The sequence below is a fragment of the Streptomyces olivochromogenes genome, assembly GCF_021538895.1.
In the GTDB taxonomy this organism is placed as follows: Bacteria; Actinomycetota; Actinomycetes; order Streptomycetales; family Streptomycetaceae; genus Streptomyces; species Streptomyces olivochromogenes_A.
In genome coordinates, this window is the sequence record NZ_JADDRL010000068.1 from 1 (window position 1) to 25622 (window position 25622).

Genomic DNA, 25622 nt, shown 5'->3' on the forward strand with positions numbered 1-25622 from the left:
TCACTTCGCGGCGTGCGTGAGGAAGCCGGCCCAGGCGGTGGCGGAGAAAGTCACGTAGGGGGCAGTGGGGTTCTTGGAGTCGCGGACGGCCATGTGGGGGGTGAGGTCGGCGACCTCGACACAATCACCGCCGGTGCCTCTGCTGTAGGACGACTTACGCCACTGGGCTTCCGGCAGCTTCCGGCTGTTCGGCATAGCGTTCCTCCCGTACACGGGCGATCAGCTTCGCCGAGTCCTCGATGGAGAGGGCTGCGGCCTGAAGATGATCGTAACGATGCGAACAGTCCTTGGCGACGCGTGGATTGGCGCTCATGTACCCCGAGTCGTAGATCTCCGAATAGACGATGTCCGGGTGGTCGTCGAACCGCAGGACATTGAATCCGCCTGCTGTTGCGGGGTGTTGCCCCACCCCGAGCGGCAGCACCTGCACGCGTACTTCTCGATGTTCTTGGAGGATCAGCAGGCGCGTCAGTTGCTCCCGCATGACCTCCCGGCTGCCGAACGGCCTGTGCAGGACTACCTCGTCCAGCACCGCCCACACCAGCGGCGGCTGCTCCCGTCAGGATCCGCTGCCGCTCCAGTCGTGCCGCCACCTGCTCGTCGACCCTCTTCGTCAAGCCCGCGTCCAGCACCGCGCGTGCGTATTCGGGGGTTTGAAGCAGGCCGTACACCACCTGGGACTGGTAGGTGCAGATGCTCGTCGCCATGGACTCCAGCTCTGCATAGGGCTGAAACCAACTGGGCAATTGGCTCCGCAGAACCAACCCCACCAGCCGAGAAAAGAACCCATCCGTCCCCAGCGCCGCATCCAACCGCTCCGAGAAGTCCCGCCGTGGAACCTTCGCCGCCGTCTCGATCTGGCCGATCAACGACCCGGTGCAGAAGACGACCGACCCCAGCTGCGCCAGAGTGAGCCCCGCCCCCTCCCGAGCCCGCCGTAGCTCGTAGCCGTAGTAGTCCAGGGGTGACGCGCTCGGGTCGAGTTCGCGGCTTCGCATGGTGACCACCTCTGGTCACTGAGAGTAGCGAGACGTGCGCAATCAGGTGACTGGTTGTGGAAAAACAAATTCATGCAAGCGTGCTTGATTGTTTCCGGGGGCGCTGCCATGCTCGCCCCATGTCCGATCCGACCCCCGTGTTCGACGACCTGCGTGACGAAAGCGATGAACTCGACCGGCTCGTGGCCGAGTTGAGCCCGGGACAGTGGGCGCTCCCGACCCCCGCGCCGAACTGGACCGTCGCCCACCAGATCGCCCACCTCGCCTGGACCGACCACTCGGCCCTGCTCGCCGTCACCGACGCGGACGCGTTCCGTGGCCTGGTCGAGAAGGCCCTCGCCGTGGCGGAGACGTTCGTGGACGAGGGCGCCGAGACCGGAGCCCGACTCCCGTCCGCCGAACTGCTGGCGCGGTGGCGGCATGGGCGGGCCGAGCTCGACCGGGCGCTGCGCGCGTCGCAGCCCGGCGCCCGCTTCCCCTGGTACGGCCCGCCCATGTCCGCCGCCTCCATGGCCACCGGCCGGATCATGGAGACCTGGGCCCACGGTCAGGACGTCGCCGACACCCTGGGTGTGGTCCGCGCCCCCACCGACCGGCTGAGGCATGTGGTCCGCATCGGTGTGCGGGCACGGGACTTCGCCTTCGGCGCGCATGGGCTGCCCGCTCCCACGGAGGAGTTCCGGGTGGAGATCATCGGCCCCTCCGGCGACACCTGGACCTACGGCCCCGAGGACGCCCCGCAGCGCGTCACCGGTCCCGCCCTCGACTTCTGCCTCCTGGTCACCCAGCGCGCCCACCGCGCCGACCTCGCCGTACGTGCCGAAGGGCCCGACGCCGACCGCTGGCTCGACATCGCGCAGGCCTTCGCGGGCCCGCCCGGCGATGGACGTTCCCCGAAGGGGGACGCGGGGTGACCCTGCGCATCGGCAACGCGTCGGGCTTCTACGGCGACCGCTTCGACGCCATGCGCGACATGCTCACCGGCGGCGAACTGGACGTCCTGACCGGCGACTACCTCGCCGAGCTCACGATGCTGATTCTGGGCCGGGACCGGCTGAAGGACCCGGCCGCCGGCTACGCCCGCACCTTCCTGCGGCAGCTGGAGGAGTGCCTCGGCCTGGCGCACGAGCGGTCGGTCAAGATCGTGACCAATGCGGGTGGCCTCAATCCCGCCGGACTCGCCGACGCCGTACGGCAATTGGCCGACCGGCTCGGCATCCCGGTGCGCGTCGCCCACGTCGAGGGCGACGATCTCACCGCGGAGCACCCGGGCAGCCTCGCCGCCCATGCCTACCTCGGCGGCTTCGGGATCGCGGAGTGCCTGCGCGCGGGCGCCGACATCGTGGTCACCGGGCGGGTGACCGACGCGGCCCTCGTCACCGGGCCCGCCGCCGCGCACTTCGGCTGGCGGCCGGGGGAGTACGACCGGCTCGCGGGCGCCGTCGTCGCCGGGCATGTACTGGAGTGCGGGACGCAGGCCACCGGCGGGAACTACGCGTTCTTCGGCGAGGGCGACGTGCGCCGGCCCGGCTTCCCGCTCGCCGAGCTCCACGAGGACGGCAGCTGCGTCATCACCAAGCACCCCGGCACCGGCGGGTTCGTGGACGTCGGCACCGTCACCGCGCAGCTGCTGTACGAGACCGGCGGTGCCCGGTACGCCGGGCCCGACGTCACCGCCCGCCTCGACAGCGTGCGGCTCACCCAGGACGGTCCCGACCGGGTGCGCATCGAGGGGGTGCGGGGAGAGGCCCCGCCGCCCACGCTCAAGGTCGGGCTGAACCGGCTCGGCGGCTTCCGCAACGAGGTCGTCTTCGTGCTGACCGGGCTCGACATCGAGGCCAAGGCCGCGCTCGTGCGGGAGCAGATGGACGACGCCCTGGCCAAGTCGCCGCCCGATGACGTGCGGTGGGAACTCGTCCGGACCGACCGGGGCGACGCGGACACCGAGGAGACGGCGAGCGCGCTGCTGCGGCTCGTCGTACGGGACCAGGACCAGGCCGTCGTCGGACGCGCGCTGAGCGGGGCGGCCATCGAGCTGGCGCTGGCCAGCTACCCCGGCTTCCATGTGGTGGCGCCACCGGGGAAGGGGGCGCCTTATGGGGTGTTCGAGGATGTGTACGTCCCCCATGGTGCCGTCGACCAGGTGGCGGTCGTAGACGATGGGCGGCGCATCCATGTGGCCGCGCCCCAGGAGACCGCCGACCTCATGGACGTACCCCGGCCGTCCCTGCCGGAGCCCCTGCCCTCGGGCCCGACGCGTCGCGCGCCCCTGGGCCTGATCGCCGGTGCCCGCAGCGGTGACAAGGGCGGGAACGCCAACGTGGGGGTCTGGGCGCGCACGGACGAGGCCTGGCGCTGGCTCGCGCACGAGCTGACGGCGGACCGGTTCCGGCAGCTGCTGCCCGAGAGCCGCGAGCTGACCGTCGTCCGGCACCCGCTGCCGAATCTGCGTGCCCTGAACTTCGTCGTCGAGGGAATCCTCGGCGAGGGCGTCGCCGCCCAGCACCGCTTCGATCCGCAGGCCAAGGCCCTCGGCGAGTGGCTGCGCTCCCGCCACCTGGACATCCCGGAGGCCCTGCTGTGACCGTTCTGAACACCTCCCTGGACCCCAGGGGCGCCGACTACCAGGCCCATCGTGAGGCCATGCTCGCAAGGCTCGACGACCTGGAGACCGAGCACGCCAAGGCCCTCGCGGGCGGCGGCGAGAAGTACGTCCAGCGGCACCGGGGGCGCGGCAAGCTCCTCGCCCGCGAGCGCATCGAGCTGCTCCTCGACCCGGACACCCCGTTCCTGGAGCTGTCCCCGCTGGCCGCCTGGGGCAGTGACTACGCCGTCGGCGCCTCCCTGGTGACCGGGATCGGCGTGGTCGAGGGCGTCGAGTGCCTGATCACCGCCAACGACCCGACCGTGCGCGGCGGCGCGAGCAACCCGTGGAGCCTGAAGAAGGCCCTGCGCGCCAACGACATCGCGCTCGCCAACCGGCTGCCCTGCATCAGCCTGGTGGAGTCCGGGGGCGCCGATCTGCCGTCCCAGAAGGAGATCTTCATCCCCGGTGGGGCCATCTTCCGGGACCTGACCCGGCTGTCCGCCGCCGGCATCCCGACCGTCGCCGTCGTCTTCGGCAACTCCACCGCAGGTGGCGCCTACATCCCCGGCATGTCCGACCACGTGATCATGGTCAAGGAGCGGGCGAAGGTGTTCCTCGGCGGGCCGCCGCTGGTGAAGATGGCGACCGGCGAGGAGAGCGACGACGAGTCCCTGGGCGGCGCGGAGATGCACGCGCGCGTGTCCGGCCTCGCCGACTACTTCGCCGTGGACGAGCAGGACGCGCTGCGCCAGGCCCGGCGGGTCGTGTCCCGCCTCAACCACCGCAAGGCGCACGAGGATCCGGGCCCGGCGGCCCCGCCGAAGTACGACCCGGAGGAGCTGCTCGGCATCGTCCCGGGCGACCTGAAGATCCCGTTCGACCCGCGCGAGGTCATCGCCCGGATCGTCGACGCCTCCGACTTCGACGAGTTCAAGCCGCTGTACGGCACGAGCCTCGCCACCGGCTGGGCGAGCCTGCACGGCTACCCCGTCGGCATCCTGGCCAACGCCCAGGGCGTCCTGTTCAGCGAGGAGTCGCAGAAGGCCGCCCAGTTCATCCAGCTCGCCAACCAGCGCGACATCCCGCTGCTGTTCCTGCACAACACCACCGGCTACATGGTCGGCAAGGAGTACGAGCAGGGCGGGATCATCAAGCACGGCGCGATGATGATCAACGCGGTCAGCAACAGCCGGGTGCCGCACCTGTCGGTGCTGATGGGTGCCTCGTACGGCGCCGGGCACTACGGCATGTGCGGGCGGGCCTACGACCCCCGCTTCCTGTTCGCCTGGCCCAGCGCCAAGTCGGCCGTCATGGGCCCGCAGCAGCTGGCCGGCGTCCTGTCGATCGTCGCCCGGCAGTCGGCGGTGGCGAAGGGGCAGCCGTACGACGAGGACGCGGACGCCGCCCTGCGCGCGATGGTGGAGCAGCAGATCGAGTCCGAGTCGCTGCCGATGTTCCTGTCCGGGCGGCTGTACGACGACGGCGTCATCGACCCGCGCGACACCCGTACCGTCCTCGGCCTGTGCCTGTCCGCCATCCACACCGCTCCCTACGAGGGCGCGCGCGGTGGCTTCGGCGTCTTCCGGATGTGAGGCTCATGATTTCGACTCTGCTGGTCGCCAACCGGGGCGAGATCGCCTGCCGGATCTTCCGCACCTGCGGTGAGCTGGGCATCCGGACGGTCGCGGTGCACTCGGACGCGGACGAGAACGCGCTCCACGCGCGCGTGGCCGACACGGCGGTACGGCTGCCGGGGGCGACGCCCACGGACACGTATCTGCGCGGCGATCTGATCGTGAAGGCGGCGCTGGCCGCCGGCGCGGACGCCGTGCACCCCGGGTACGGCTTCCTCTCCGAGAACCCGGAGTTCGCCCGTGCCGTCCTGGACGCCGGCCTGGTCTGGATCGGGCCGCCGCCGGAGGCGATCGAGGCGATGGCGTCCAAGACGCGCGCCAAGGAATTGATGGGGATCGCGCCGCTCGGCGAGGTCACCGAGGCCGACCTGCCGGTGCTGGTGAAGGCGGCGGCGGGCGGCGGCGGGCGCGGTATGCGCATCGTGCGCCGCCTGGAGGAGCTGGGCGCCGCCTTGGAGGGGGCGCGTGCCGAGGCCGCGAGCGCCTTCGGTGACGGCGAGGTCTTCGTCGAGCCGTACATCGAGCAGGGGCGCCACGTCGAGGTGCAGATCCTCGCCGACACCCACGGCACCGTCCGGCCGCTCGGCACCCGCGACTGCTCCCTGCAGCGACGCCACCAGAAGGTGATCGAGGAGGCTCCCGCACCGGGTTTGACCTCCGAACTCACCGAGGAGCTGTACACGCTGGCCGTCCGCGCGGCCCGTTCGGTGTCCTACGTGGGCGCCGGCACGGTCGAGTTCCTGGTCGCCGACGGCCGGGCCCACTTCCTGGAGATGAACACCCGTCTCCAGGTCGAACACCCCGTCACCGAGGCGGTCTTCGGGCTCGACCTGGTCGCCGAGCAGATCCGCGTCGCCGAGGGCCACGCCCTGCCGGCCGACCCGCCGCGCGCCGAGGGCCACTCCGTGGAGGCCCGCCTCTACGCCGAGGACCCGGCCCGCGACTGGGCCCCGCAGACCGGCACCCTGCACCGCCTCGCCGTACCCGCGGGCGTCCGCCTCGACACGGGCTACACCGACGGCGACGAGATCGGCGTCCACTACGACCCGATGCTCGCCAAGGTCGTCGCCCACGCCCCCACGCGCGCGGAGGCGCTCCGCAAGCTCGCGGGCGCCCTGGAGCGGGCGACGCTGCACGGCCCGGTCACCAACCGCGACCTGCTGGTCCGTTCGCTGCGCCACCCCGAGTTCGCCGACGGCCGCATGGACACCGGCTTCTACGACCGCCACCTCACCGAACTGACCGCCTCCGCACCCGACCCGTACGCCCCCCTGGCCGCGGCCCTGGCCGACGCGCACGGCCGCTCCCGGTTCGGCGGCTGGCGCAACCTCACCTCGCAGCCGCAGGTCAAGCGGTACGAGATGGGCGGCGAGGAGCACGAGGTCCACTACCGGCACACCCGCCGGGGCCTCGCGGCCGACGGCGTCCGGGTCGTCCACGCCGACGCGCGTCTGGTCGTACTCGAAGTGGACGGCGTACAGCGGCGCTTCGAGATCGCGCGCTACGGCGATCGGATCCACGTCAACGCCACCGCCCTCACCGCCCTGCCCCGCTTCCCCGACCCGACGGCCCAGCTGGCCCCCGGTTCCCTGCTCGCCCCGATGCCGGGCACGGTCGTCCGGGTCGCCGAGGACCTGACCGAGGGCGTCTCCGTGGCGGCCGGCCAGCCCCTGATCTGGCTTGAGGCGATGAAGATGCAGCACCAGATCGCCGCGCCCGCCGCCGGCACGCTCAGCGCCCTGCACGTCAAGCCGGGACAGCAGGTGGAGCCGGGCATGTTGCTGGCGGTGGTCGAACCCGGCTAGAGGCGAGGGGCCGCTGTATCGATCGGCGGCCACCGCCGCGCGAGCGCGAGCAACCACACACAACCCGCACGCGGAGGAATCGCATGACCACCCTCATCGAGCCCGAAGAGCACAAGGCACTGCGAGCCGCGGTCGCCGCCCTCGGCAAACGCTACGGTCGCGAGTACATCGCCCGTACCGTCGCCGAGGGCCGCCACCCCACCGAACTCTGGGCCGAGGCGGGCAAGCTCGGCTACCTCGGGGTCAACCTTCCCGGGGAGTACGGCGGCGGAGGCGGCGGCATCGCCGAACTCTCCATCGTCCTCGAAGAGCTGGGCGCCGCGGGCTCCCCGCTGCTCATGCTCGTCGTGTCGCCGGCCATCTGCGGCACGGTCATCTCCCGCTTCGGCACCGAGGAGCAGAAGCGGGCCTGGCTGCCGGGACTCGCCGACGGCTCCCGGCTGATGGCCTTCGGCATCACCGAACCCGACGCCGGCTCCAACTCCCACCGCATCACCACCACGGCCCGCAAGGACGGCGCCGACTGGCTGCTCACCGGCCGCAAGGTCTTCATCTCCGGCGTCGACATGGCGGACGCCGTCCTGATCGTCGGCCGCACCGAGGACGCCCGCACCGGACGTCTCAAGCCCTGCCTGTTCATCGTCCCGACGGACGCCGAGGGCTTCCAGAAGCAGCCCATCGACATGGAACTCAACGCCGCCGAGAAGCAGTTCGAGCTGGTCCTCGACGACGTACGGCTGCCCGCCGACGCGCTCGTCGGCGACGAGGACGCCGGCCTGCTGCAGCTGTTCGCCGGCCTCAACCCCGAGCGGATCATGACGGCCGCCTTCGCGATCGGCATGGGGCGCTACGCGCTCGCCCGGGCCATCGAGTACGCCCGTGACCGCACGGTCTGGAAGGCACCGATCGGCGCCCACCAGGCCATCGCGCACCCCCTGGCGCAGGCGCACATCGACCTGGAACTGGCCCGGCTGATGATGCAGAAGGCGGCGCACCTGTACGACGCCGGGGACGACATCGGCGCCGGTGAGGCCGCCAACATGGCCAAGTACGCGGCCGGGGAGGCCTGTGTGAAGGCCGTCGACCAGGCCGTGCACACCCTCGGCGGCAACGGGCTCACCCGTGAATTCGGGCTCGCCACCTTGATAACGGCGGCGCGTGTGGCTCGTATAGCTCCGGTGAGCAGGGAGATGATTCTCAACTACGTCTCCCATCAGAGCCTTGGACTGCCCAAGTCGTACTGAGCGCTCACCGTCGCAGCCATCGCCGTACGAGGAGGAACCGTGTTCCGCAGCGAGTACGCAGACGTTCCGGCCGTCGAACTGCCCATCCACGAAGCCGTCCTGGGCCACGCCGCCGAATTCGGCGACCGGCCCGCGCTGATCGACGGCACCGACGGCACCACCCTCACGTACGAACAAGTGGACCGGTTCCACCGGCGGATCGCCGCCGCGCTCGCCGACGCCGGTGTACGCAAGGGCGACGTCCTCGCCCTGCACAGCCCGAACACCGTCGCCTTCCCGACCGCCTTCTACGCCGCCACGCGCGCGGGTGCCACCGTCACCACCGTGCACCCGCTCGCCACGCCCGAGGAGTTCGCCAAGCAGCTGAAGGACTCGGCAGCCCGCTGGATCGTCACCGTCTCACCGCTGCTGGAGGCGGCCCGCCGGGCGGCCGAACTCGCGGGCGGCGTCCAGGAGATATTCGTCTGCGACAGCGCTCCCGGACACCGCTCCCTGATCGACCTGCTCGGCTCCACCGCGCCCGAACCGGACGTCGCCATCGACCCGGCCGAGGACGTCGCCGCGCTGCCGTACTCCTCCGGCACCACCGGCATCCCCAAGGGCGTGATGCTCACCCACCGGCAGATCGCCACCAACCTCGCCCAGCTCGAACCCGCCGTCACCGCCGGACCCGACGACCGCATCCTCGCCGTCCTGCCCTTCTTCCACATCTACGGCCTCACCGCGCTCATGAACGCGCCGCTCAGGCACGGCGCCACGGTCGTCGTCCTGCCCCGCTTCGACCTGGAGACCTTCCTCGCGGCCATCGAGACCCACCGCATCACCGGCCTGTACGTCGCCCCGCCGATCGTCCTCGCCCTCGCCAAGCACCCGGCCGTCGCCCGCTACGACCTGTCGTCCCTGAAGTACGTCATCAGCGCCGCCGCACCCCTGGACGCCCAGCTCGCCGCCGCCTGCGCCCGGCGCCTCGGCCTGCCGCCCGTCGGCCAGGCCTACGGCATGACGGAACTCTCGCCCGGCACCCACGTCGTGCCGCTCGACGCCATGCACCAGGCGCCCCCCGGCACGGTCGGCAGGCTCATCGCCGGCACCGAGATGCGCATCGTCTCCCTCGACGAACCCGGCAAGGACCTCGGCGTCGGCGAGAGCGGCGAGATCCTCATCCGCGGACCGCAGATCATGAAGGGCTACCTGGGCCGCCCCGACGCCACCGCCGCCATGATCGACACGGACGGCTGGCTGCACACCGGCGACGTCGGCCATGTGGACGCCGACGGCTGGCTGTTCGTCGTCGACCGGGTCAAGGAGCTCATCAAGTACAAGGGCTTCCAGGTGGCACCCGCCGAGCTGGAGGCCCTGCTGCTCACCCACCCGGGCATCGCCGACGCGGCCGTCATAGGCGTCTACAACGAGGACAACAACGAGGTCCCGCACGCCTACGTGGTCCGTCAGCCCACCGCCACCGACCTCACCGAATCCGAGGTCATGATGCACGTCGCCGAACGCGTCGCCCCCTACAAACGCGTCCGGCAGGTCACCTTCGTCGACGGCGTGCCCCGGGCCGCCTCCGGCAAGATCCTCCGCCGGGAACTGCGGGAACTGCGGGAACTGCGGGAACTGCGGGAACTCAGGGAACTCAGGGAGAAGTCATGACGTTGATCGGACGTACGCGCGCGCGGGGCGTCGAAACCCTCAGCCTGGACTCGGCCGACACCCGCAACGCGCTGTCGGCCGCGCTCGTCGGCGAACTGGCCGACGCGCTGACCGACTGCGCCAAGGACACCGACGTACGGGCCGTCGTCCTCACCCACACCGGCAACACCTTCTGCGCCGGAGCCGACCTGCGCGACCCTTCCCCAAGTTCTCGGCTTCGCTCGAACAGGGGAGGCCCCCATCACCCCGACGCCCTGGTCCAGCTGCTGCGGCAGATCGTCGAGCTGCGCAAGCCCGTGGTGGCCCGGGTGACGGGGCACGTCCGCGCGGGCGGCCTGGGACTCCTCGGCGCCTGCGACATCGCGGCCGCCTCCGCCGAGTCCAGCTTCGCGTTCACCGAGGTACGCATCGGGGTGGCGCCCGCGGTCATCTCGCTGTCGGTGCTCCCGCGCACCGACCCGCGTGCCGTGGCCCGGTACTACCTCACCGGCGAACGCTTCGACGCCGCCGAGGCGGCCCGGATCGGCCTGCTGACCGTGGCCGGGGCCGCCGGCGAGGACATCGACGCCGTCCTGGAACCCGTACTCGACGGCCTGCGCCGCTCCTCGCCCCAGGGCCTCGCCGAGACGAAACAGCTGCTCACGGCTAGGGTGCTGGAAGTCTTCGACCGGGACGCGGCCGATCTCACCGCGCTCTCGGCCCGGCTGTTCTCCTCCGCGCAGGCCCGCGAGGGGATGACGGCCTTCCTGGAACGACGGGATCCCTCATGGGTGATGTGAGCGCAAGATGAGTGTGAGCACGGCCGAAGGCGACCGCCTTCCCAAGCAGGACCGCAGCAGGGCCACCCGGCAGCGGCTCCTGGAAGCCGCCGTGGCCTGTCTCGCCGAGCACGGCTGGGCAGGCTCCACGGTCTCCGTCGTCGCCGAGCGCGCCGGCGTGTCCCGTGGCGCCGCCCAGCACCACTTCCGCACCCGCGAGGACCTCTTCACGGCGGCCGTCGAGTACGTCGCCGAGGAACGCTCCACCGCGCTGCGCGCCCTGTTCCCCGAGGGCGCCGCCGACCGCCGGGTCGTCGTCGCCGCCCTCGTCGACCTCTACACCGGCCCGCTCTTCCGGGCCGCCCTCCACCTGTGGGTCGCCGCCTCCGACGAGGACCAGCTGCGCCCGCGCGTGACCGAGCTGGAGGCCCGCGTCGGCCGTGAGACCCACCGCATCGCGGTGGAACTCCTCGGCGCCGACGAATCCCGCCCCGGCGTCCGCGAAACGGTCCAGGGCCTGCTGGACATGGCCCGCGGCCTGGGCCTCGCCAACCTCCTCACCAACGACACGGCCCGCCGCGAACGGGTGGTGGCGCAGTGGGGTGCGCTGATGGAGGAGACGCTGGGCTGAGGGGCCGCGCGAAGCCCCGGGAGTCCGGGGCCGGACGCACGGCCGCGGCGGCCGCCGGCGGGATTCGGGGCGTCGAGGGCGGGCCTTGAGCGGGCGTCGAGGGGCCTGGGGATGGCCGGTGGGCTTGAGGGGCGCGTAGACGCGCACAGAGGCACGACGGGCAGCCGCGGGGCCGCGCCGGGCCGGTGACGGGGCCGGGGGCGAGGGCCCCGGGGTTTGTTCGAGGGGCGCGTTACTCTTGGCGCATGCTTCCGATGCTCGTTCGACGCCGCCACGTGGACTACGTGCGCGTCACGAGCATGGGCTGTCGCCTTTCGGCCTGAATCAGCCCCTTTATTCTCCTCTTTCTTACGGCATCCTGGGCGCCGCCCTACCCTCGGCGGCCTGCCCGTGGCCCACACACCCTGTGGACGCATCCATGACGACGCACTCCGCGACGACCCCGTCGTACGACCAGCTCCCGATCATCGACCTGTCGGCCGCCGACCGCGGTTCCCAGGCTCGCGCCCAGCTCCACGCCCAGCTGCACAGCGCCGCCCACGACGTGGGCTTCTTCCAGCTCGTCGGACACGGCGTCACCCGGACGGAGACCGACGCGCTGCTCACGGCCATGCGCGCCTTCTTCGCCCTCCCCGAGGCCGACCGCCTCGCCCTCGACAACGTGCACTCGCCCCACTTCCGCGGCTACACACGCACCGGCGACGAACGCACCCGGGGCGCCCGGGACTGGCGCGACCAGCTCGACATAGGCGCCGAGCGGCCCGCCCACGTCCCCGGCCCGCACGAGCCGCCGTACTGGTGGCTGCAGGGCCCCAACCAGTGGCCCGCCGCCCTCCCCGAGCTGCGCACGGCCGCCCTCGCCTGGATCGACACCCTCAGCGACGTCGCCGGCCGCCTGCTGCACGAGTTGCTGGCCGCCATCGGCGCCCCCGCCGACTTCTACGACCCGGTCTTCGGCGACCACGCCCACCCGCACCTCAAGCTCGTCCGCTACCCCGGCAGCGCCACCGACGGCACCGACCAGGGCGTCGGCGCGCACAAGGACTACGGCTTCCTGACGCTGTTGCTCCAGGACACCGTCGGCGGACTCCAGGTCCAGCGCGAGGACGGCCTTTTCCACGACGTGCCGCCGCTGGAGGGCGCCTTCGTGGTCAACCTCGGCGAGCTGCTGGAGGTGGCGACGAACGGCTATCTGATCGCCACCAACCACCGCGTCGTCAGCCCGCCCGGCGCCACCGAACGCTTCTCCGTGCCGTTCTTCTACAACCCGCGCCTCGACGCCCGCGTGGAACCGCTCCCCTTCCCGCACGCCTCCACCGCCCCCGGTGTCACGGACGACCCGGCGAACCCGCTGTACGCCGAATACGGCTACAACGAGCTCAAGGGCAAGCTGCGGGCCCACCCGCTGGTGGCGGAGAGCCACCACGCGGACCTGCTCAGCCGGGCCTGATCGCGACGCCCGAGGGGCGCGGGCGGTGCCGCACCCGCCCGTGCCCCTTCCGCGATGCGACTCCTTGACCTAGTGGGAGATGTCCGAGAACCCCTCGACGTCCCGCGGGCTGCGCGGCCCCGGTCCCACGTACCGGGCGGACGGCCGCACCAGCCGTCCGGTCCGCTTCTGCTCCAGGATGTGCGCCGACCAGCCCGCCGTCCGCGCGCACGTGAACATCGACGTGAACATGTGCGCCGGGACCTGCGCGAAGTCCAGCATGATCGCCGCCCAGAACTCCACGTTCGTCGCCAGGACCCGGTCCGGACGCCGGTTGTGCAGCTCCTCCAGGGCCGCTTTCTCCAGCGCCTCCGCGATCTCGAAGCGCGGCGCGCCCAGCTCACGGGCGGTACGGCGCAGCACCCGCGCGCGCGGGTCCTCGGCCCGGTACACCCGGTGCCCGAAGCCCATCAGCCGCTCGCCCTTGTCCAGCGCCCGCTTGACGTACGCCTCCGCGTCGCCTGTCCGCTCGATCTCCTCGATCATGCCGAGCACCCGGGACGGAGCGCCGCCGTGCAGCGGCCCGGACATGGCGCCCACGGCACCGGACAGGGCGGCGGCCACATCGGCGCCCGTGGAGGCGATGACCCGCGCCGTGAAGGTGGAGGCGTTCATGCCGTGCTCGGCGGCGGAGGTCCAGTAGGCGTCCACGGCCGCGACGTGCTTCGGATCGGGCTCGCCCCGCCAGCGGATCATGAACCGCTCGACGACCGAACCCGCCTTGTCGATCTCCCGCTGCGGCACCATCGGCAGCCCCTGTCCGCGTGCGGACTGGGCGACGTACGACAGGGCCATCACCGCGGCCCGGGCGAGGTCCGCGCGGGCCTGCTCCACGCCGATGTCGAGCAGCGGTTTCAGGCCCCACACCGGGGCGAGCATGGCCAGCGCCGACTGCACGTCCACCCGGATGTCACCCGAGTGGACCGGGATCGGGAACGGCTCGGCGGGCGGCAGGCCGGGATTGAAGGCGCCGTCCACCAGGAGTCCCCACACATTGCCGAACGAGACGTGCCCGACCAGTTCCTCGATGTCGACGCCCCGGTACCGCAGGGCCCCGCCCTCCCTGTCCGGTTCGGCGATTTCCGTCTCGAACGCGATGACTCCTTCGAGTCCGGGTACGAAATCGGACATGAGGCGGCTCCTAGTGCTCTGTACGCGATGTGTACGGCGGATGGCCGGGAAGGCGGGCGTCCGCGGCTGCCGAGACGGCTCCGCGGTCGTTCTCAGGACTCGCGGTCCGGCACGGTCACCCCGGTGATGCCCCGAGCGGTCGGTGCTCACCCCAACCGGAACGGCATCTGCACGATATCCCCGAGTGCCATCAATGGGGAGTCTGCACGGCACTCAGTGCCACGCAAGTCGTACGTGCATACGGCAAGATGACCGCGTGACCGACCGTGACCCCATCCTCGACCCGGCTGCCATGCGCAAGCAGTACCGCGTCGAGGGCTTCGACGAGACCGACCTGGCCGCACACCCCATGGACCAGTTCACCCGCTGGTTCGAACAGGCGGCGCGGGCAGCCGTACACGGCACGATCTACGAACCCAACGCCATGGTCGTCTCCACGGCCGACGCCGAGGGCCGCCCCAGCTCACGCACGGTCCTGCTGAAGCAGTACGACGCCCAGGGCTTCGTCTTCTACACGAACTACGAGTCCCGCAAGGCCCTCGACCTCGCCGTGAACCCGTACGTCTCGCTGCTCTTCCCGTGGCACCCGCTCGCCCGCCAGGTCGTCGTCACCGGCACCGCCCGCCGCACCGGCCGCGACGAGACGGCCGCGTACTTCCGCACCCGCCCGCACGGCTCGCAGCTCGGCGCCTGGGCCAGTGCCCAGTCCTCGGTGGTCGCCTCCCGCGCCGCGCTCGAAGCCTCGTACGAGGAACTGCACGACCGCTACCCCGAGGGCGAGCAGGTCCCCGTTCCCCCGCACTGGGGCGGCTTCCGCGTCGCACCTCAGATGGTCGAGTTCTGGCAGGGCCGCGAGAACCGGCTCCACGACCGCCTGCGCTATGTCTCCGAGGCGGACGGCTCCTGGCGCGTGGAGCGCCTCAGCCCCTGACCTGCCCCCTCGGGCCGCCGCCCCGCCCGAACGCAGACGACCCGCGAGCTCGGGTCCTCCGCCTGGCGGCGGAGAGCCGGCCGGACGTACCGGCGAGCTCGCGGGTCGGGTGACTGCTGGGATTGGGCCGGCTGCACGCGTCGTTCACGTGCTGGTCCGGCACCGCACTGAGTGTGGTGGCGAGCCGCTAGCCCGCAGTCACCTCACGCGTCCGGTATTCATACATCTGCCGAACCACCTCCCTTCTCGTGTGCTCCATACCCTAGGAACCCTTCGGTCCCCGATCAACAGCTTTTTCCCATGGACGTATCCGCGCAGGTCACCTAGCGTTCGGCGCATGGTGGAGCGGTGGGCCGTGCTGAGCGGGTCGGAGTTCGAGGAGCGCATCGGGTACGCGCGGGCGGTGGTGGACGGGGACTGGGTGCACGTCTCCGGGACCACGGGCTTCGACTACGCGACGATGACGATCTCCGAGGACGTCGTGGAGCAGGCCGAGCAGTGCCTGCGGAACATCGGGGACGCGCTGGAGCGGGCGGGCTGCGGGTTCGGTGATGTCGTGCGGGTGCGGTATCTGCTGCCCGAGCGGGAGGACTTCGAGCCGTGCTGGCCGGTGCTGCGGCGGGCGTTCGGCGAGGTGCGGCCGGCGGCGACGATGATGGTGTGCGGGCTCGCCGACCCCCGGATGAAGATCGAGATCGAGGTGTACGCGCGACGGCCCGCCTAGCGTGCCCCGGTCCTCGTAGTCTTCCCGGTGTGACTGATCTTCGAATAGAGATCGTGGACGGCGAGGCCATGCTCGAACAGTGGCGGCACGTCCACAACACGATCGTTCCGCCCGCCGCGATGGACCTGGACGAGGTGCGGGAGCGGGCGGGGCGCAATCGGCTGGAGAACGCGTACGTCGGCGATGTCCTCGTCGGCAATTCCACGGTGCGCCCGCCGACGGGGGAGGACGGCGTGGCGACCGTGATCGCCCGGGTACTGCCCGAGTACCGGCGGCGCGGGTACGGCGCAGCCCTGTACGCGCACACGCTCGCCCACACGCGCGTGCTCGGCGCGAAGGTGATCGAGACGTGCGTCCTGGCGGTCAACGAGGACGGTCTGCGCTTCGCCGAGCGGCAGGGGTTCGTGGAGATCGAGCGCTACGTGCTCGACGGCGAGAGCGACCAATGGGTCGACCTCAGGCTGGCCTAGGGATCATGGCGGCGCCAGCGGCCCGGCGCTTAACGATTTTCTCAATCTTGTGGGAACCAAGTGTGTGCTGCGTCACGTTCGAGTTGAATGAAGGGGAGTGAGCGAACCTTCGCGCCGTACGTGCGGACGCAGCCTGCAGGGGGTCCAGGTGAGTGCTTCCCGGCGTAGTGGGACGACCGACGAGCTGGGGCCAGACGAGCCCGAGCGCGACGGCGGCTCGGCCTCGGCCGGTCCGGAGAGCCCGGGTGACCCGGGCGACCCGGGCGGTTCCGACCTGCTCGCAGCCCTGCTCGACGGTATGGACGCGGCCCTGTGCGCCTTCGACGCGGACGGGGTGGTGACGCACTGGAACCGCGAGGCGGAGCGCATCCTGGGCTGGACCGCGGCCGAGGCCGTGGGCCGCAAGGGCTTCGCCGGCTGGGCGGTGCGCAGCGCGGACGCCGAGGAGGTCGAGGGGCGCCTGCTGTCCGCCATGCACGCCCCGGGCCGGCAGGTCCACGAGTTCGCGCTGCTGACCAAGGACGGCGGACGGGTGCTCGTCCGGACGCAGTCGGCCGCCGTGCGCGGACCGGACGGCGAGCCCGCGGGCGTGTACTGCGCCTTCAGCGAGGTGCACGCGCAGATCGACCTGGAGCGGTCCATCGCGCTGAGCGAGGCGCTGTTCGAGGACGCGTCGTGGGGTGTCGTCCTGGTCGACGCGGACCTGCGGCCCGCCGTGGTGAACGCCCACGCGGCCCGGGCGCTGGGCACCGGGCGCACGTCCGTGCTCGGGCGGCCGCTCGGCGAGCTGCTCGCGCAGGGCGTCGAGGAGCTGGAGGCCGCGCTCACGCACGTGCTGGCGGAGGGCGCGCCGCCCGCGCCGGCCGAGATGTGGGTGAGCGTGCGGACGCCGGAGGGCGAGAAGCGGCGGTGCTGGCGCAGCGGGTTCGTGCGGCTGGCCTCGCCGCTCGCGGAGGAGCCGGTGCCGCTCGGAGTGGGCTGGCTGTTCCAGGACGTGACCGAGGCCAAGCAGGGCGAGCAGGAGGCGGCACAGCTGCGCTTCCGTGCCAACCAGCTGCACCGGGCGGCGCGGGCCGCGGCGGAGTGCGAGGACCCGGCGGAGGCGGTGACCGTCCACCTGGACTTCGCGCTCGCCGGCTTCGCCGACCACGCGCTGATCGACCGGGTGGCGGGCGGAGCGCGGGCCGACGGGGAGGCCGGTGAGGTGCGGCTGGTGCGGGTGGCCACGACGCCCGCCGGGGCGCCGGGGCCGAGCGTGCTCACCGGGCACGCCGGGCTGCCCCTGCGCTACGAGGAGGGGCATCCGGCCCTGCAGTGCGTCGACCGGGCCGGGACGGTGCGGGCGGACGCCGGTTCCGTGCCGGCCGAGCGGGCGCGCGAGTGGGCGCTGGCCCGCCAGTGGCCCGGTGACTGCGTGCACGCCCTGTGCGCGGTGCTGCGCAGCCGGGGCCGGACGCTGGGGGTCGTGACGTTCCTGCGCGGCGCCGGACGCAACCGGTTCGAGCGGGCCGACGCGACGTACGCGGAGGACGTGGCGGTCCGGATCGCGTCGGCATTGGACCTGGCCTCCGAGGTGGGCGGGGAACCGCCCCTCGGCTGACCCGCCCGGCCGACCGCGCCTCAGCGCTGGTAGAAGATCCGGTCCCGGTACTCCCGCATGATCCGGCGGTTCCACTCGTGGCCGCCGTCGACGTTGCCGGAGCGCAGGAGCGGGGGCTCGGTGCCGCGGTCGGCCAGGGTGCCGGCGGCCGTGGCCATGACGGCCTGGAGCAGGGCGCTGGTGACGACCGTGGAGGCGGGGGCGAAGGGGGCCGGGATGCTGTCCAGGGTGAGCTCCGCGTCGCCGACCGCGATCTTCGAGTCGAGGACGCGGTCGCAGTGGTCCTTCAGGTAGGTGCCCGAGCCGTGCCGGGATTTCGTCTGCGAGGCGTAGGCCACCGAGGTGACGCCGATGACCTTGACGCCCATGGCGCGGGCGGTCATGGCCATCTCCACGGGGAGGGCGTTGCGGCCGGAGAGGGAGATGATCACGAGGGCGTCGCCGGCCCGGAGGGGCGAGGTGTCGAGGACGGCCGTCGCGAGCCCGTCCACGCGTTCGAGGGCGGAGCCGAGGGTGGCCGGGACGACGTCGACACCCAGGGCGCCGGGGACGACGAGCAGGTTCATCAGGGCGAGACCGCCGGCGCGGTAGACGACGTCCTGCGCGGCGAGGGAGGAGTGTCCGGCGCCGAAGGCGAACAGGCGGCCGCCGGACTCGACGGTGTCGGCGAGGAGCGTGCCGGCCGCCGTGATCGCCTCCGACTCCTCGTCGCGGACCCGTTGCAGCAGGCCGATGGCGGCGTCGAAGAACTGGTCGGCGAGCGTGCCGTCGCTCATGCGGTGCCCCTTCGCAGCGTCTGTGTCGCGGATCACCGTGCGGTCTGGACCAGTGTGCTGTCAATACGGCGGTACGTGGCCGGGGCCGCGCCCGGCGCGGGGCCGACGCACCCAGTTGTCACCCGGGGTTTCGGCGGCGCGGCACGGTTGTCAGTGGTATGCGTCAGAATTGAAGCCAGGGCCAGCGCACGCGCCGGATTAGCGGTGAGCTTCCGGCAGAGGTAATCGAGGGGCACGTATGTCCGGACTGATCGACACCACGGAGATGTATCTCCGCACCATCCTCGAACTCGAAGAGGAAGGCGTGGTCCCGATGCGCGCCCGGATCGCGGAGCGGCTCGACCAGAGCGGGCCGACCGTGAGCCAGACGGTGGCGCGGATGGAGCGCGACGGGTTGGTGTCCGTGGCGAGCGACCGGCATCTGGAGCTCACCGACGAGGGACGTCGGCTGGCCACGCGGGTGATGCGCAAGCACCGCCTCGCGGAGTGCCTGCTCGTCGACGTGATCGGCCTGGAGTGGGAGCAGGTGCACGCCGAGGCGTGTCGCTGGGAGCACGTGATGAGCGAGGCCGTGGAGCGGCGCGTGCTCGAGCTCCTGCGTCACCCCACCGAGTCGCCGTACGGGAACCCGATCCCCGGCCTGGAGGAGCTCGGCGAGAAGGACGGGGCGGACCCGTTCCTCGACGAGGGCATGGTGTCCCTGGCCGACCTCGACCCGGGCACGGACGGCAAGACGGTCGTCGTCCGCCGCATCGGTGAGCCGATCCAGACGGACGCGCAGCTGATGTACACGCTGCGCCGCGCGGGTGTGCAGCCCGGCTCGGTGGTGAGCGTGACGGAGTCGGCGGGCGGTGTGCTCGTGGGCAGCGGCGGCGAGGCCGCCGAACTGGAGGCGGACGTGGCCTCCCACGTGTTCGTCGCCAAGCGCTGACCGCCGCGGCGCACGCCACCTCGGGGAAGGCGCTCCACCCCCGGAAATTGGGCCAACTCCCGCTGCGGCAGGGGCAGTTGTGGTGTCCTGTCGAACGCGTCGATGCCAAGATTCAGTGAGCCGAATCGCAGCGCTTCGACGCTTCGCGTGCAAGGCTGTCGCGAGAGGCATATGACCTGAGGGGGGCGGGGAGGATGTGCCGCAGGCATGGGTATGGCCCCGGCGCCGATGAGCGCCGGGGCCAGTCCTCCCCTGTGCTGACCCGGAGCCCCGAGCTCTCAGGGTCATTCCCCTCGGACCGATTTCCCCGAGCGGTCCGCCTCCCGCTGAAGAACTCCCCTCGGCGGCGGCGATCATGCCTCGTGGAGGGTCACTCGTACGAGGGGTGTTGTTGGCCCGGACAGAATTTTCGAATAGATATTCGATAATCTGGGGTCGCCAACAACGGCACGCAGCGGTACGACGGCACAGCAGCGGTACGGTCCGAGCGGAGCTAGGGGGGTGCCAGCCCATGGCACGGCGCATCGACGTGAGGGGAACCGGTGGCGTACGCCTCGCCGCCTGGGAATTCGCCGACCCTCCCAAGGCGGACCCGGTGGAGGCCGGCCCGGGCCCGGGGGAGCCCGGCGTGCTGTTACTGCACGGCCTGATGGGCCGCGCCTCGCACTGGGCGTCCACCGCCCGCCGGCTCTCCGAGCGCCACCGCGCGGTCGCACTGGACCAGCGGGGCCACGGACAGAGTGAGAAGCCCCCACAGGCCGCGTTCACCCGTGAGGCCTACGTCGAGGACGCCGAGGCGGCCCTCGAACAGCTCAATCTCGCCCCGGCCGTCCTCATCGGCCACGCCATGGGCGCGCTGACCGCCTGGCAGCTCGCCGCCAAGCGCCCGGACCTGGTGCGCGGTCTGATCATCTGCGACATGCGGGCCTCCGCGCTCGGCGCGACCTCGCAGCGCGAGTGGGCCAACTGGTTCAAGTCCTGGCCCGTCCCCTTCGCCACCCTCGCCGACGTGCGCAAGTGGTTCGGCGAGGACGACCCCTGGGTGGAGCGCCCGAACCCGGCCCGCGGCGAGTTCTACGCCGAGGTCATGCACGAGTCCTCCGACGGCTGGCGCCCCGTCTTCGAACCCGAGCAGATGCTCAAGTCCCGCGAGACCTGGGTGTACGACGCCCACTGGGAGGAGCTCACCCAGGTGAGGTGCCCCGCCCTGGTCGTGCGCGGCCTCGACGGGGAGCTGGGGCGGGCCGAGGCCCAGGAGATGGTCCGGGTGCTGCCCCTCGGCGAGTACGCGGAGGTCGCGGACGCGGGCCACCTGGTGCACTACGACCAGCCGGAGGCTTGGCGGGGGGCCATCGAGCCGTTCCTCGATCGGGTCCTGGCCGGATGACACCGGGGGCCCGCCGGACCCGCCCGTCAGCCCTTGCTCACCGCCGTCAGGATCTCCGGCAGGTACCGCGCCGTCCGTGGAGCCGCCAGCCGTAGCCCCGTCCCGGTGACCACGGCCCCGTACACCGCCCCCACCGGCAGCAGCAGCCACGTCCACGCGTCCCCGTCCGCGCTCACGTTCACCCAGATGGTCAGCGCTATGACGGGGGCGCAGACCAGGGCCGCCGCGACCATGCCGCCGAAGATGGAGATCCAGGCGAGACCCGCCTGGCCGGGCGCCACGTTCTTGTGACCCTCCTGCGGGATGGAGTACGGGAAGCGGGCCGACGTCCACGCGCCGGTCGCCAGCATCGCCCCGAGCAGCGCGAAGGACAGCCCGAGGACCTCGGGCAGCCGGGCCCAGTCGCCCAGCATCGCCGTGGTCAGCACGGTCACCAGCGTGGCGTACGGCAGGGTGATCACCAGCAGGGCCAGCGCTCGGCCGCGCAACTCGGCGTACGCGTCCCGCGGCGACGAGATCGCCGTCGCCACCAGCCAGAAGGCGGAGGTGTCCTGGCCGAACTGGTTGTACATCTGGATGCCGAGCATCCCGGCGGCGAAGCACGCGAAGTAGATCGAGCCGGTGCCCTGCAGCGCGTTGAACACCGGCACGATCAGGCCGATGGCGAGCGAGGTCACCCAGGCGGCCTTGGTCTTGGGATCGCGCCAGATGTAGCGCAGGCTGCGCTCCATGACCGTACCCGTGCGGCCCGTGGGCAGCAGCCGGCCGAGCCCGCTCGACGGGCGTTCCCGGGTGCCGGGGTCGGCTGCCTGGACAGTGGACCCGTCGGGGTAGGTCATCAGCCGGGTCAGGCTGCCCGCCCATCCCCCGACCAGCAGCGCCAACGCGGCCACGGACAGCAGCAGTTGCGCCGTGGCCGTGCCGTAGGACCCCTCGCTCACCGAGTGCACCGCGCCCACCGCCGACGCGGGCGGCAGCCAGCGCAGCACGTCCGCCACCGGCGCGAGCTGACCGAGCCCGGCCGAACCCAGCCGCTGCGCGCCGAAGTTGACCAGCTGCGCCCCGACCGCGATGACCAGCCCACTGAGCACGGCCAGGTCGCGTCCCTTGCGGCTGGTCAGCAGCCGCACGTTGGCGGTGGCCACGGCCCGCGCGAGGGCCACGCAGACCAGCAGCGCGAGGGCGAGGGCGACGACGCCGGTGACGTACGCCGCCGCCCCGTGCGCCACGGACAGGACGCAGCCCGCCAGCAGGAGCAGCGTGAACAGCGGCCCGATCCCGACCAGCGAGGCCGCCAGCAGGGCCCCCACCAGGGGGCGGGGCCGCAGCGGCAGCATCACCAGGCGGGTCGGGTCCAGGGTCTCGTCACCGCTCGGGAAGAACAGCGGCATCACCGCCCAGCCCAGCCCCAGCACGGCCGTCCCGAGGAGGGCGACGGCATCGGCGTGCGCATGTCCGCGCAGGGCCAGCAGCCCGAGCAGTTGCAGCGCGGCGAACAGCAGCGCGACGACGGCCGACGCCACGAACGCGGCCCGCCGGCCGCCCGACTGCCGCAGCCCGTTGCGCAGCAGCGACAGCTTCAGCCGTACGACGGTGGAGGTGAGGCCCGTCATCGGGCGGCCCCGCCGCCCAGCCAGTCCAGATTCGACGCGGCGTCACGCCCCCGCGCGCCGACGAGCTCCAGGAACGCCCCCTGGAGGGTGGGATGGTCGCCGCGGACCTCGGCCAGCGTTCCGGTCGCGCGAATGCGTCCCGCGGCCAGTACGGCCACCCAGTCGCACAGCGACTCGACGAGTTCCATGACGTGGGACGAGAAGACCACGGTGGCGCCGGAGGCCGTGTACCGCTCCAGGACGCCCCGGATGATCTGCGCGGACACCGGGTCGACTCCCTCGAACGGCTCGTCGAGGAAGAGGACTTCGGGGTTGTGGAGGAGAGCGGCCGCGAGCCCGATCTTCTTGCGCATGCCGGTCGAGTAGTCGACGACGAGCTTGTGCTGGGCCCCGGCCAGATCCAGCACCTCCAGCAGCTGCGTGGCCCGCTTGTCCACCTCGGCGCCGGGCAGCCCGCGCAACCGGCCGCAGTAGCCGAGCAGTTCCCGCCCCGACAGCCGCTCGAACAGCCGCAGTCCCTCGGGCAGGACACCGATCCGCGCCTTGACCGCCACCGGGTCCCGCCACACGTCGTGCCCCACGACCTCGACGGACCCCTGATCGGGTCTGAGCAGCCCGGTCACCATGGAGAGGGTGGTGGTCTTGCCGGCCCCGTTGGGTCCCACCAGCCCGATGAACTTCCCCGCCGGCAGGTCCAGATCGATCCCGGCGACGGCGACCTGCTGCCCGAACCGCTTCCAGAGCCCCCGCACCCGAACGGCTGCCGCCGTTTCCACCACCGCTGCGTCCGTCATGGTGAAACCCTACGGCGCGGCCGCCGACCGGAAAGGGCGCGAGGAACCCCGACAAACGGCGACGGCCCCACGGCCGCACAGCGACACGGGGGGCGCACAAGAAGGCGAAGGCTGCCGGTCCGCTACCGGTCCCGCCCGCAGGCGTAGGCGAGCGACGAGATCAACTCCTCGGCGTCGGGCAGCCATCGGTTGGCCGGGGTGGGGCGGCAGGCCCACTGGACGGCGCCGCTGGAGCCGAAGCGGGTCGGGGGAGCGGCGACGTAACCGCCCTCGCCGAGCGCGAGCAGATCAAGCGACCCCAGCGCCCAGCCGAGCTTGCGGACCAGGTCGGGCACCTTCACCGACCCGCCCGGCAGCACGAAGAAGTGCATGCGCCGGTCCGGGGAGAGCGTCACCGGGCCCGGGGACAGCTCCATGCGCTCCATCCGGGCCAGCGCGAGGAACCCGGCGCTCTCCGGGACCGACAGGCTGTCGAAGGTGCGTCCGGTCGGCAGGAGGATCGACGACGTGGGCTGCGTCTGCCACAACCGGCGCGCGACGGTCGCACTGCCGGTGGTCTGCGCCGCCCAGTCCGCGTGCCTGGGGTGCGCGCCCGGCGCGGGGCACCCGGTGTCACCGCAGCAGCAGTACTGCACCCCGTCGAGGGCTTCCAGCCAGGTGCCCGGGAACACGTCCCAGTGGCGTTCCTCGGCGTACCGTACGGCGGTCTCCAGCAGCGATTCCCCGCGCTGCTTCGGAATCTGGGCGGTCTCGGGACCCACGATCGTCTCTTCCACGCTCAACACAACTCCCGCACCCACCTGGAGTTACGGGGGTAACGCGCGCGGGGGAGGAGCATCGGTTCCTCAACTGGGGCGCATGGGTGCACGTCTGGGGGCGCGCAGGAGGAACCGGGGCGTGTGCTGGGTAGCCAGGAGTGGGGTGGGCAACCGCCTTTACCCCGGCAATCCTCGCATGCCTCGCATTTTCGGTATGTGCGCGGGGCAGTGATCTTCACGGCCGGAACTTTTCGCTCCAGGGGTTCGCAGGGGGTTATGCCATGGCCGCAAGGCCTCTCGTGGCGCGGCAGCCGAACGAACGGCTGCAGGCGCTCATCCAGGAGGCGGGGTGCTCGAACGCCGGGCTCGCCCGCCGGGTCAACATGTGCGGCGCCGAGCACGGTCTCGACCTGCGCTACGACAAGACGTCCGTGGCCCGCTGGCTGCGCGGCCAGCAGCCGCGGGGCCGGGCACCGGCGATCATCGCCGAGGCACTGGGCCGCAAGCTGGGCCGCACGGTCACGATCGACGAGATCGGGATGGCCAACGGCAAGAACCTCGCCTCGGGCGTGGGTCTCCAGTTCTCGCCGACGGTACTGGGGGCCATCGAGCAGGTCTGCGAGCTGTGGCGCAGCGACGTGGGCCGCCGGGACTTCCTGTCCGGCTCGTCCGTCGCCGCGTCCGCGCTGGTGGAACCGAGCCGCGACTGGCTGATCTCGGCGCCGGACCAGCAGGTGGCGCGCCAGGCCGGGCCGCGTGTGGGGCTGTCCGACGTGGCGGCGGTGCGCGCGATGACGCAGGCGCTGACCGACCTCGACCACCAGTACGGCAGCGGGCATGTGCGCCCGGTCGTCGTGCACTACCTCAACAGCGTCGTCTCCGGGCTGCTCGCCGGCTCCTACCGGGAGGCCGTCGGCCGGGACCTGTTCTCGGCGGTGGCGCGGCTGACCGAGCTGGCCGGGTACATGGCGGTCGACACCGGCCAGCCGGGGCTCGCCCAGCGCTACTACATCCAGTCCCTGCGCCTGGCGCAGGCGGCGGGCGACCGCGGGTACGGCGGCTATGTGCTCGCCGCGTCCATGAGCCACCTCGCCGCACAGCTCGGAAACCCGCGGGAGATCGCGCAGTTGGCCCGTGCGGCGCAGGAGGGGGCGCGGGGGCGCGTGACCCCGCGCGCGGAGGCCATGTTCCATGCGGCGGAGGCCCGCGGCCACGCGCTGCTGGGGGACGCGCGGGCGGCCCAGGCGGCGTCCGGCCGGGCGGTCACGGCCATGGAGTCCGCCGACGCGGCCTCCGGGGACGACCCGGCCTGGATCGCGCACTTCGACGAGGCCTACCTTGCCGACGAGCTGGCGCACTGCCACCGGGACCTGGGGCAGGCGGAGGCGGCGGCGCGGTGCGCGGAGCAGTCCCTGGCCGGGCATCCCGAGACGCGGGCGCGCCGGCGCGCGATCGGCTATGTGCTGCTCGCCACGGCCCAGGTGCAGCAGCGTGAGATCGAACATGCCTGCCACACCGGTATGAAGGCGGTCGAGCTGCTGGAGACGCTGCGGTCCAACCGGGGCGCCGAGTACCTGGACGACTTCCAGCAGCGGCTGGAGCCGTTCCGCGACGAGCCGGTGGTCAGGGAGTTCGGGGCGCGGCTGGACCTGCAACAAGCCGCGTGAACACATGCCCCGCGGATGCGTGAACGGGCGGCAAACCGCCG

General features: G+C 72.0%; 22 protein-coding genes and 1 pseudogene. 16 read left to right on the forward strand and 7 right to left on the reverse strand.

What is annotated here, in order from left to right; all coding sequences use genetic code 11:
* A complete protein-coding gene (locus IPZ69_RS29440) occupies nucleotides 1-195 on the reverse strand; it encodes a DUF397 domain-containing protein (RefSeq protein ID WP_235457643.1) in 195 nt (64 codons plus the stop codon).
* Nucleotides 155-998, reverse strand: a pseudogene (locus tag IPZ69_RS29445) (helix-turn-helix domain-containing protein). The gene IPZ69_RS29440 and the pseudogene IPZ69_RS29445 overlap by 41 nt, the downstream one beginning before the upstream one ends.
* A 119-nt stretch (nucleotides 999-1117) precedes the next feature.
* Here IPZ69_RS29445 and IPZ69_RS29450 point away from each other — a divergent pair.
* The 9 genes from IPZ69_RS29450 to IPZ69_RS29490 all read left to right on the forward strand — a co-directional run bounded on the left by IPZ69_RS29450 (nucleotide 1118) and on the right by IPZ69_RS29490 (nucleotide 12760).
* On the forward strand, nucleotides 1118-1912 hold the full coding sequence (locus IPZ69_RS29450) for a TIGR03084 family metal-binding protein (RefSeq protein WP_235457645.1): 795 nt from the start codon (nucleotides 1118-1120) through the stop codon (nucleotides 1910-1912).
* Entirely contained in the window at nucleotides 1909-3582 is a 1674-nt protein-coding gene (locus IPZ69_RS29455; protein ID WP_308407556.1) for an acyclic terpene utilization AtuA family protein, read from the forward strand. Before IPZ69_RS29450 ends, IPZ69_RS29455 begins: the two co-directional genes overlap by 4 nt.
* Nucleotides 3579-5177, forward strand: a complete 1599-nt coding sequence (locus IPZ69_RS29460; RefSeq protein ID WP_235457646.1) for an acyl-CoA carboxylase subunit beta — start codon at nucleotides 3579-3581, stop codon at nucleotides 5175-5177. The genes IPZ69_RS29455 and IPZ69_RS29460 overlap by 4 nt, the downstream gene beginning before the upstream one ends.
* A gap of 5 nt (nucleotides 5178-5182) precedes the next feature.
* Nucleotides 5183-7024, forward strand: a complete 1842-nt coding sequence (locus IPZ69_RS29465) for an acetyl/propionyl/methylcrotonyl-CoA carboxylase subunit alpha (protein WP_235457647.1) — start codon at nucleotides 5183-5185, stop codon at nucleotides 7022-7024.
* Nucleotides 7025-7107: 83 nt separating this feature from the next.
* Nucleotides 7108-8268 carry an acyl-CoA dehydrogenase family protein gene (locus tag IPZ69_RS29470; protein WP_235457648.1) on the forward strand — a complete coding sequence of 387 codons (1161 nt, stop codon included), beginning with the start codon at nucleotides 7108-7110 and terminating at the stop codon, nucleotides 8266-8268.
* Between the two features lie 39 nt (nucleotides 8269-8307).
* Nucleotides 8308-9921, forward strand: coding sequence for a 4-coumarate--CoA ligase family protein (locus tag IPZ69_RS29475; protein WP_235457649.1), 1614 nt, complete (start codon nucleotides 8308-8310; stop codon nucleotides 9919-9921).
* Complete coding sequence (locus IPZ69_RS29480; RefSeq protein ID WP_235457650.1) at nucleotides 9918-10700, forward strand: enoyl-CoA hydratase family protein; 783 nt, start codon at nucleotides 9918-9920, stop codon at nucleotides 10698-10700. Before IPZ69_RS29475 ends, IPZ69_RS29480 begins: the two co-directional genes overlap by 4 nt.
* Before the next feature lie 7 nt (nucleotides 10701-10707).
* Complete coding sequence (locus tag IPZ69_RS29485) at nucleotides 10708-11310, forward strand: TetR/AcrR family transcriptional regulator (RefSeq protein ID WP_235457651.1); 603 nt, start codon at nucleotides 10708-10710, stop codon at nucleotides 11308-11310.
* A 418-nt stretch (nucleotides 11311-11728) separates the two neighbouring features.
* On the forward strand, nucleotides 11729-12760 hold the full coding sequence (locus IPZ69_RS29490; RefSeq protein WP_235457652.1) for an isopenicillin N synthase family dioxygenase: 1032 nt from the start codon (nucleotides 11729-11731) through the stop codon (nucleotides 12758-12760).
* A 69-nt stretch (nucleotides 12761-12829) separates the two neighbouring features.
* Here the strand turns inward: IPZ69_RS29490 and IPZ69_RS29495 are convergent, their stop codons facing one another.
* Nucleotides 12830-13930 carry a citrate synthase 2 gene (locus IPZ69_RS29495; RefSeq protein WP_235457653.1) on the reverse strand — a complete coding sequence of 367 codons (1101 nt, stop codon included), beginning with the start codon at nucleotides 13928-13930 and terminating at the stop codon, nucleotides 12830-12832.
* Nucleotides 13931-14186: 256 nt separating this feature from the next.
* Between IPZ69_RS29495 and pdxH the strand changes: the two genes are divergently transcribed.
* From pdxH to IPZ69_RS29515, 4 genes are all read left to right on the forward strand, one after another.
* Nucleotides 14187-14861 carry a pyridoxamine 5'-phosphate oxidase gene (pdxH, locus tag IPZ69_RS29500; RefSeq protein WP_235457654.1) on the forward strand — a complete coding sequence of 225 codons (675 nt, stop codon included), beginning with the start codon at nucleotides 14187-14189 and terminating at the stop codon, nucleotides 14859-14861.
* Nucleotides 14862-15198: 337 nt separating this feature from the next.
* Nucleotides 15199-15585 carry a RidA family protein gene (locus IPZ69_RS29505; RefSeq protein WP_235457655.1) on the forward strand — a complete coding sequence of 129 codons (387 nt, stop codon included), beginning with the start codon at nucleotides 15199-15201 and terminating at the stop codon, nucleotides 15583-15585.
* Nucleotides 15586-15614: 29 nt separating this feature from the next.
* Entirely contained in the window at nucleotides 15615-16055 is a 441-nt protein-coding gene (locus IPZ69_RS29510; protein ID WP_235457656.1) for a GNAT family N-acetyltransferase, read from the forward strand.
* 148 nt (nucleotides 16056-16203) lie between these two features.
* The gene (locus tag IPZ69_RS29515) at nucleotides 16204-17655 is read left to right on the forward strand and encodes a PAS domain-containing protein (protein ID WP_235457657.1); all 1452 of its coding nucleotides are present in this window, start codon (nucleotides 16204-16206) and stop codon (nucleotides 17653-17655) included.
* A 20-nt stretch (nucleotides 17656-17675) separates the two neighbouring features.
* On the opposite strand, the gene IPZ69_RS29520 is transcribed toward IPZ69_RS29515, so the two are convergent.
* Nucleotides 17676-18431: an SIS domain-containing protein gene (locus IPZ69_RS29520; protein ID WP_235457658.1), complete on the reverse strand. Its 756-nt coding sequence runs from the start codon at nucleotides 18429-18431 to the stop codon at nucleotides 17676-17678.
* A 238-nt stretch (nucleotides 18432-18669) separates the two neighbouring features.
* Between IPZ69_RS29520 and IPZ69_RS29525 the strand changes: the two genes are divergently transcribed.
* Both IPZ69_RS29525 and IPZ69_RS29530 read left to right on the forward strand, forming a co-directional pair.
* Nucleotides 18670-19362: a metal-dependent transcriptional regulator gene (locus IPZ69_RS29525; protein WP_116150442.1), complete on the forward strand. Its 693-nt coding sequence runs from the start codon at nucleotides 18670-18672 to the stop codon at nucleotides 19360-19362.
* Between the two features lie 511 nt (nucleotides 19363-19873).
* Nucleotides 19874-20749 (forward strand): alpha/beta fold hydrolase, encoded by an 876-nt coding sequence (locus IPZ69_RS29530; protein ID WP_235457659.1) that lies wholly within the window; start codon nucleotides 19874-19876, stop codon nucleotides 20747-20749.
* 26 nt (nucleotides 20750-20775) lie between these two features.
* Here the strand turns inward: IPZ69_RS29530 and IPZ69_RS29535 are convergent, their stop codons facing one another.
* The 3 genes from IPZ69_RS29535 to IPZ69_RS29545 form a co-directional block, all read right to left on the reverse strand.
* Nucleotides 20776-22362 carry a transporter gene (locus IPZ69_RS29535; RefSeq protein WP_235457660.1) on the reverse strand — a complete coding sequence of 529 codons (1587 nt, stop codon included), beginning with the start codon at nucleotides 22360-22362 and terminating at the stop codon, nucleotides 20776-20778.
* A complete protein-coding gene (locus IPZ69_RS29540) occupies nucleotides 22359-23156 on the reverse strand; it encodes an ABC transporter ATP-binding protein (RefSeq protein WP_235457661.1) in 798 nt (265 codons plus the stop codon). The genes IPZ69_RS29535 and IPZ69_RS29540 overlap by 4 nt, the downstream gene beginning before the upstream one ends.
* A gap of 122 nt (nucleotides 23157-23278) precedes the next feature.
* Nucleotides 23279-23941, reverse strand: coding sequence for a bifunctional DNA primase/polymerase (locus IPZ69_RS29545; protein ID WP_235457662.1), 663 nt, complete (start codon nucleotides 23939-23941; stop codon nucleotides 23279-23281).
* Between the two features lie 254 nt (nucleotides 23942-24195).
* On the opposite strand from IPZ69_RS29545, the gene IPZ69_RS29550 reads away from it, so the two are divergent.
* Entirely contained in the window at nucleotides 24196-25581 is a 1386-nt protein-coding gene (locus IPZ69_RS29550) for a transcriptional regulator (protein ID WP_235457664.1), read from the forward strand.
* Nucleotides 25582-25622: the final 41 nt, after the last annotated feature.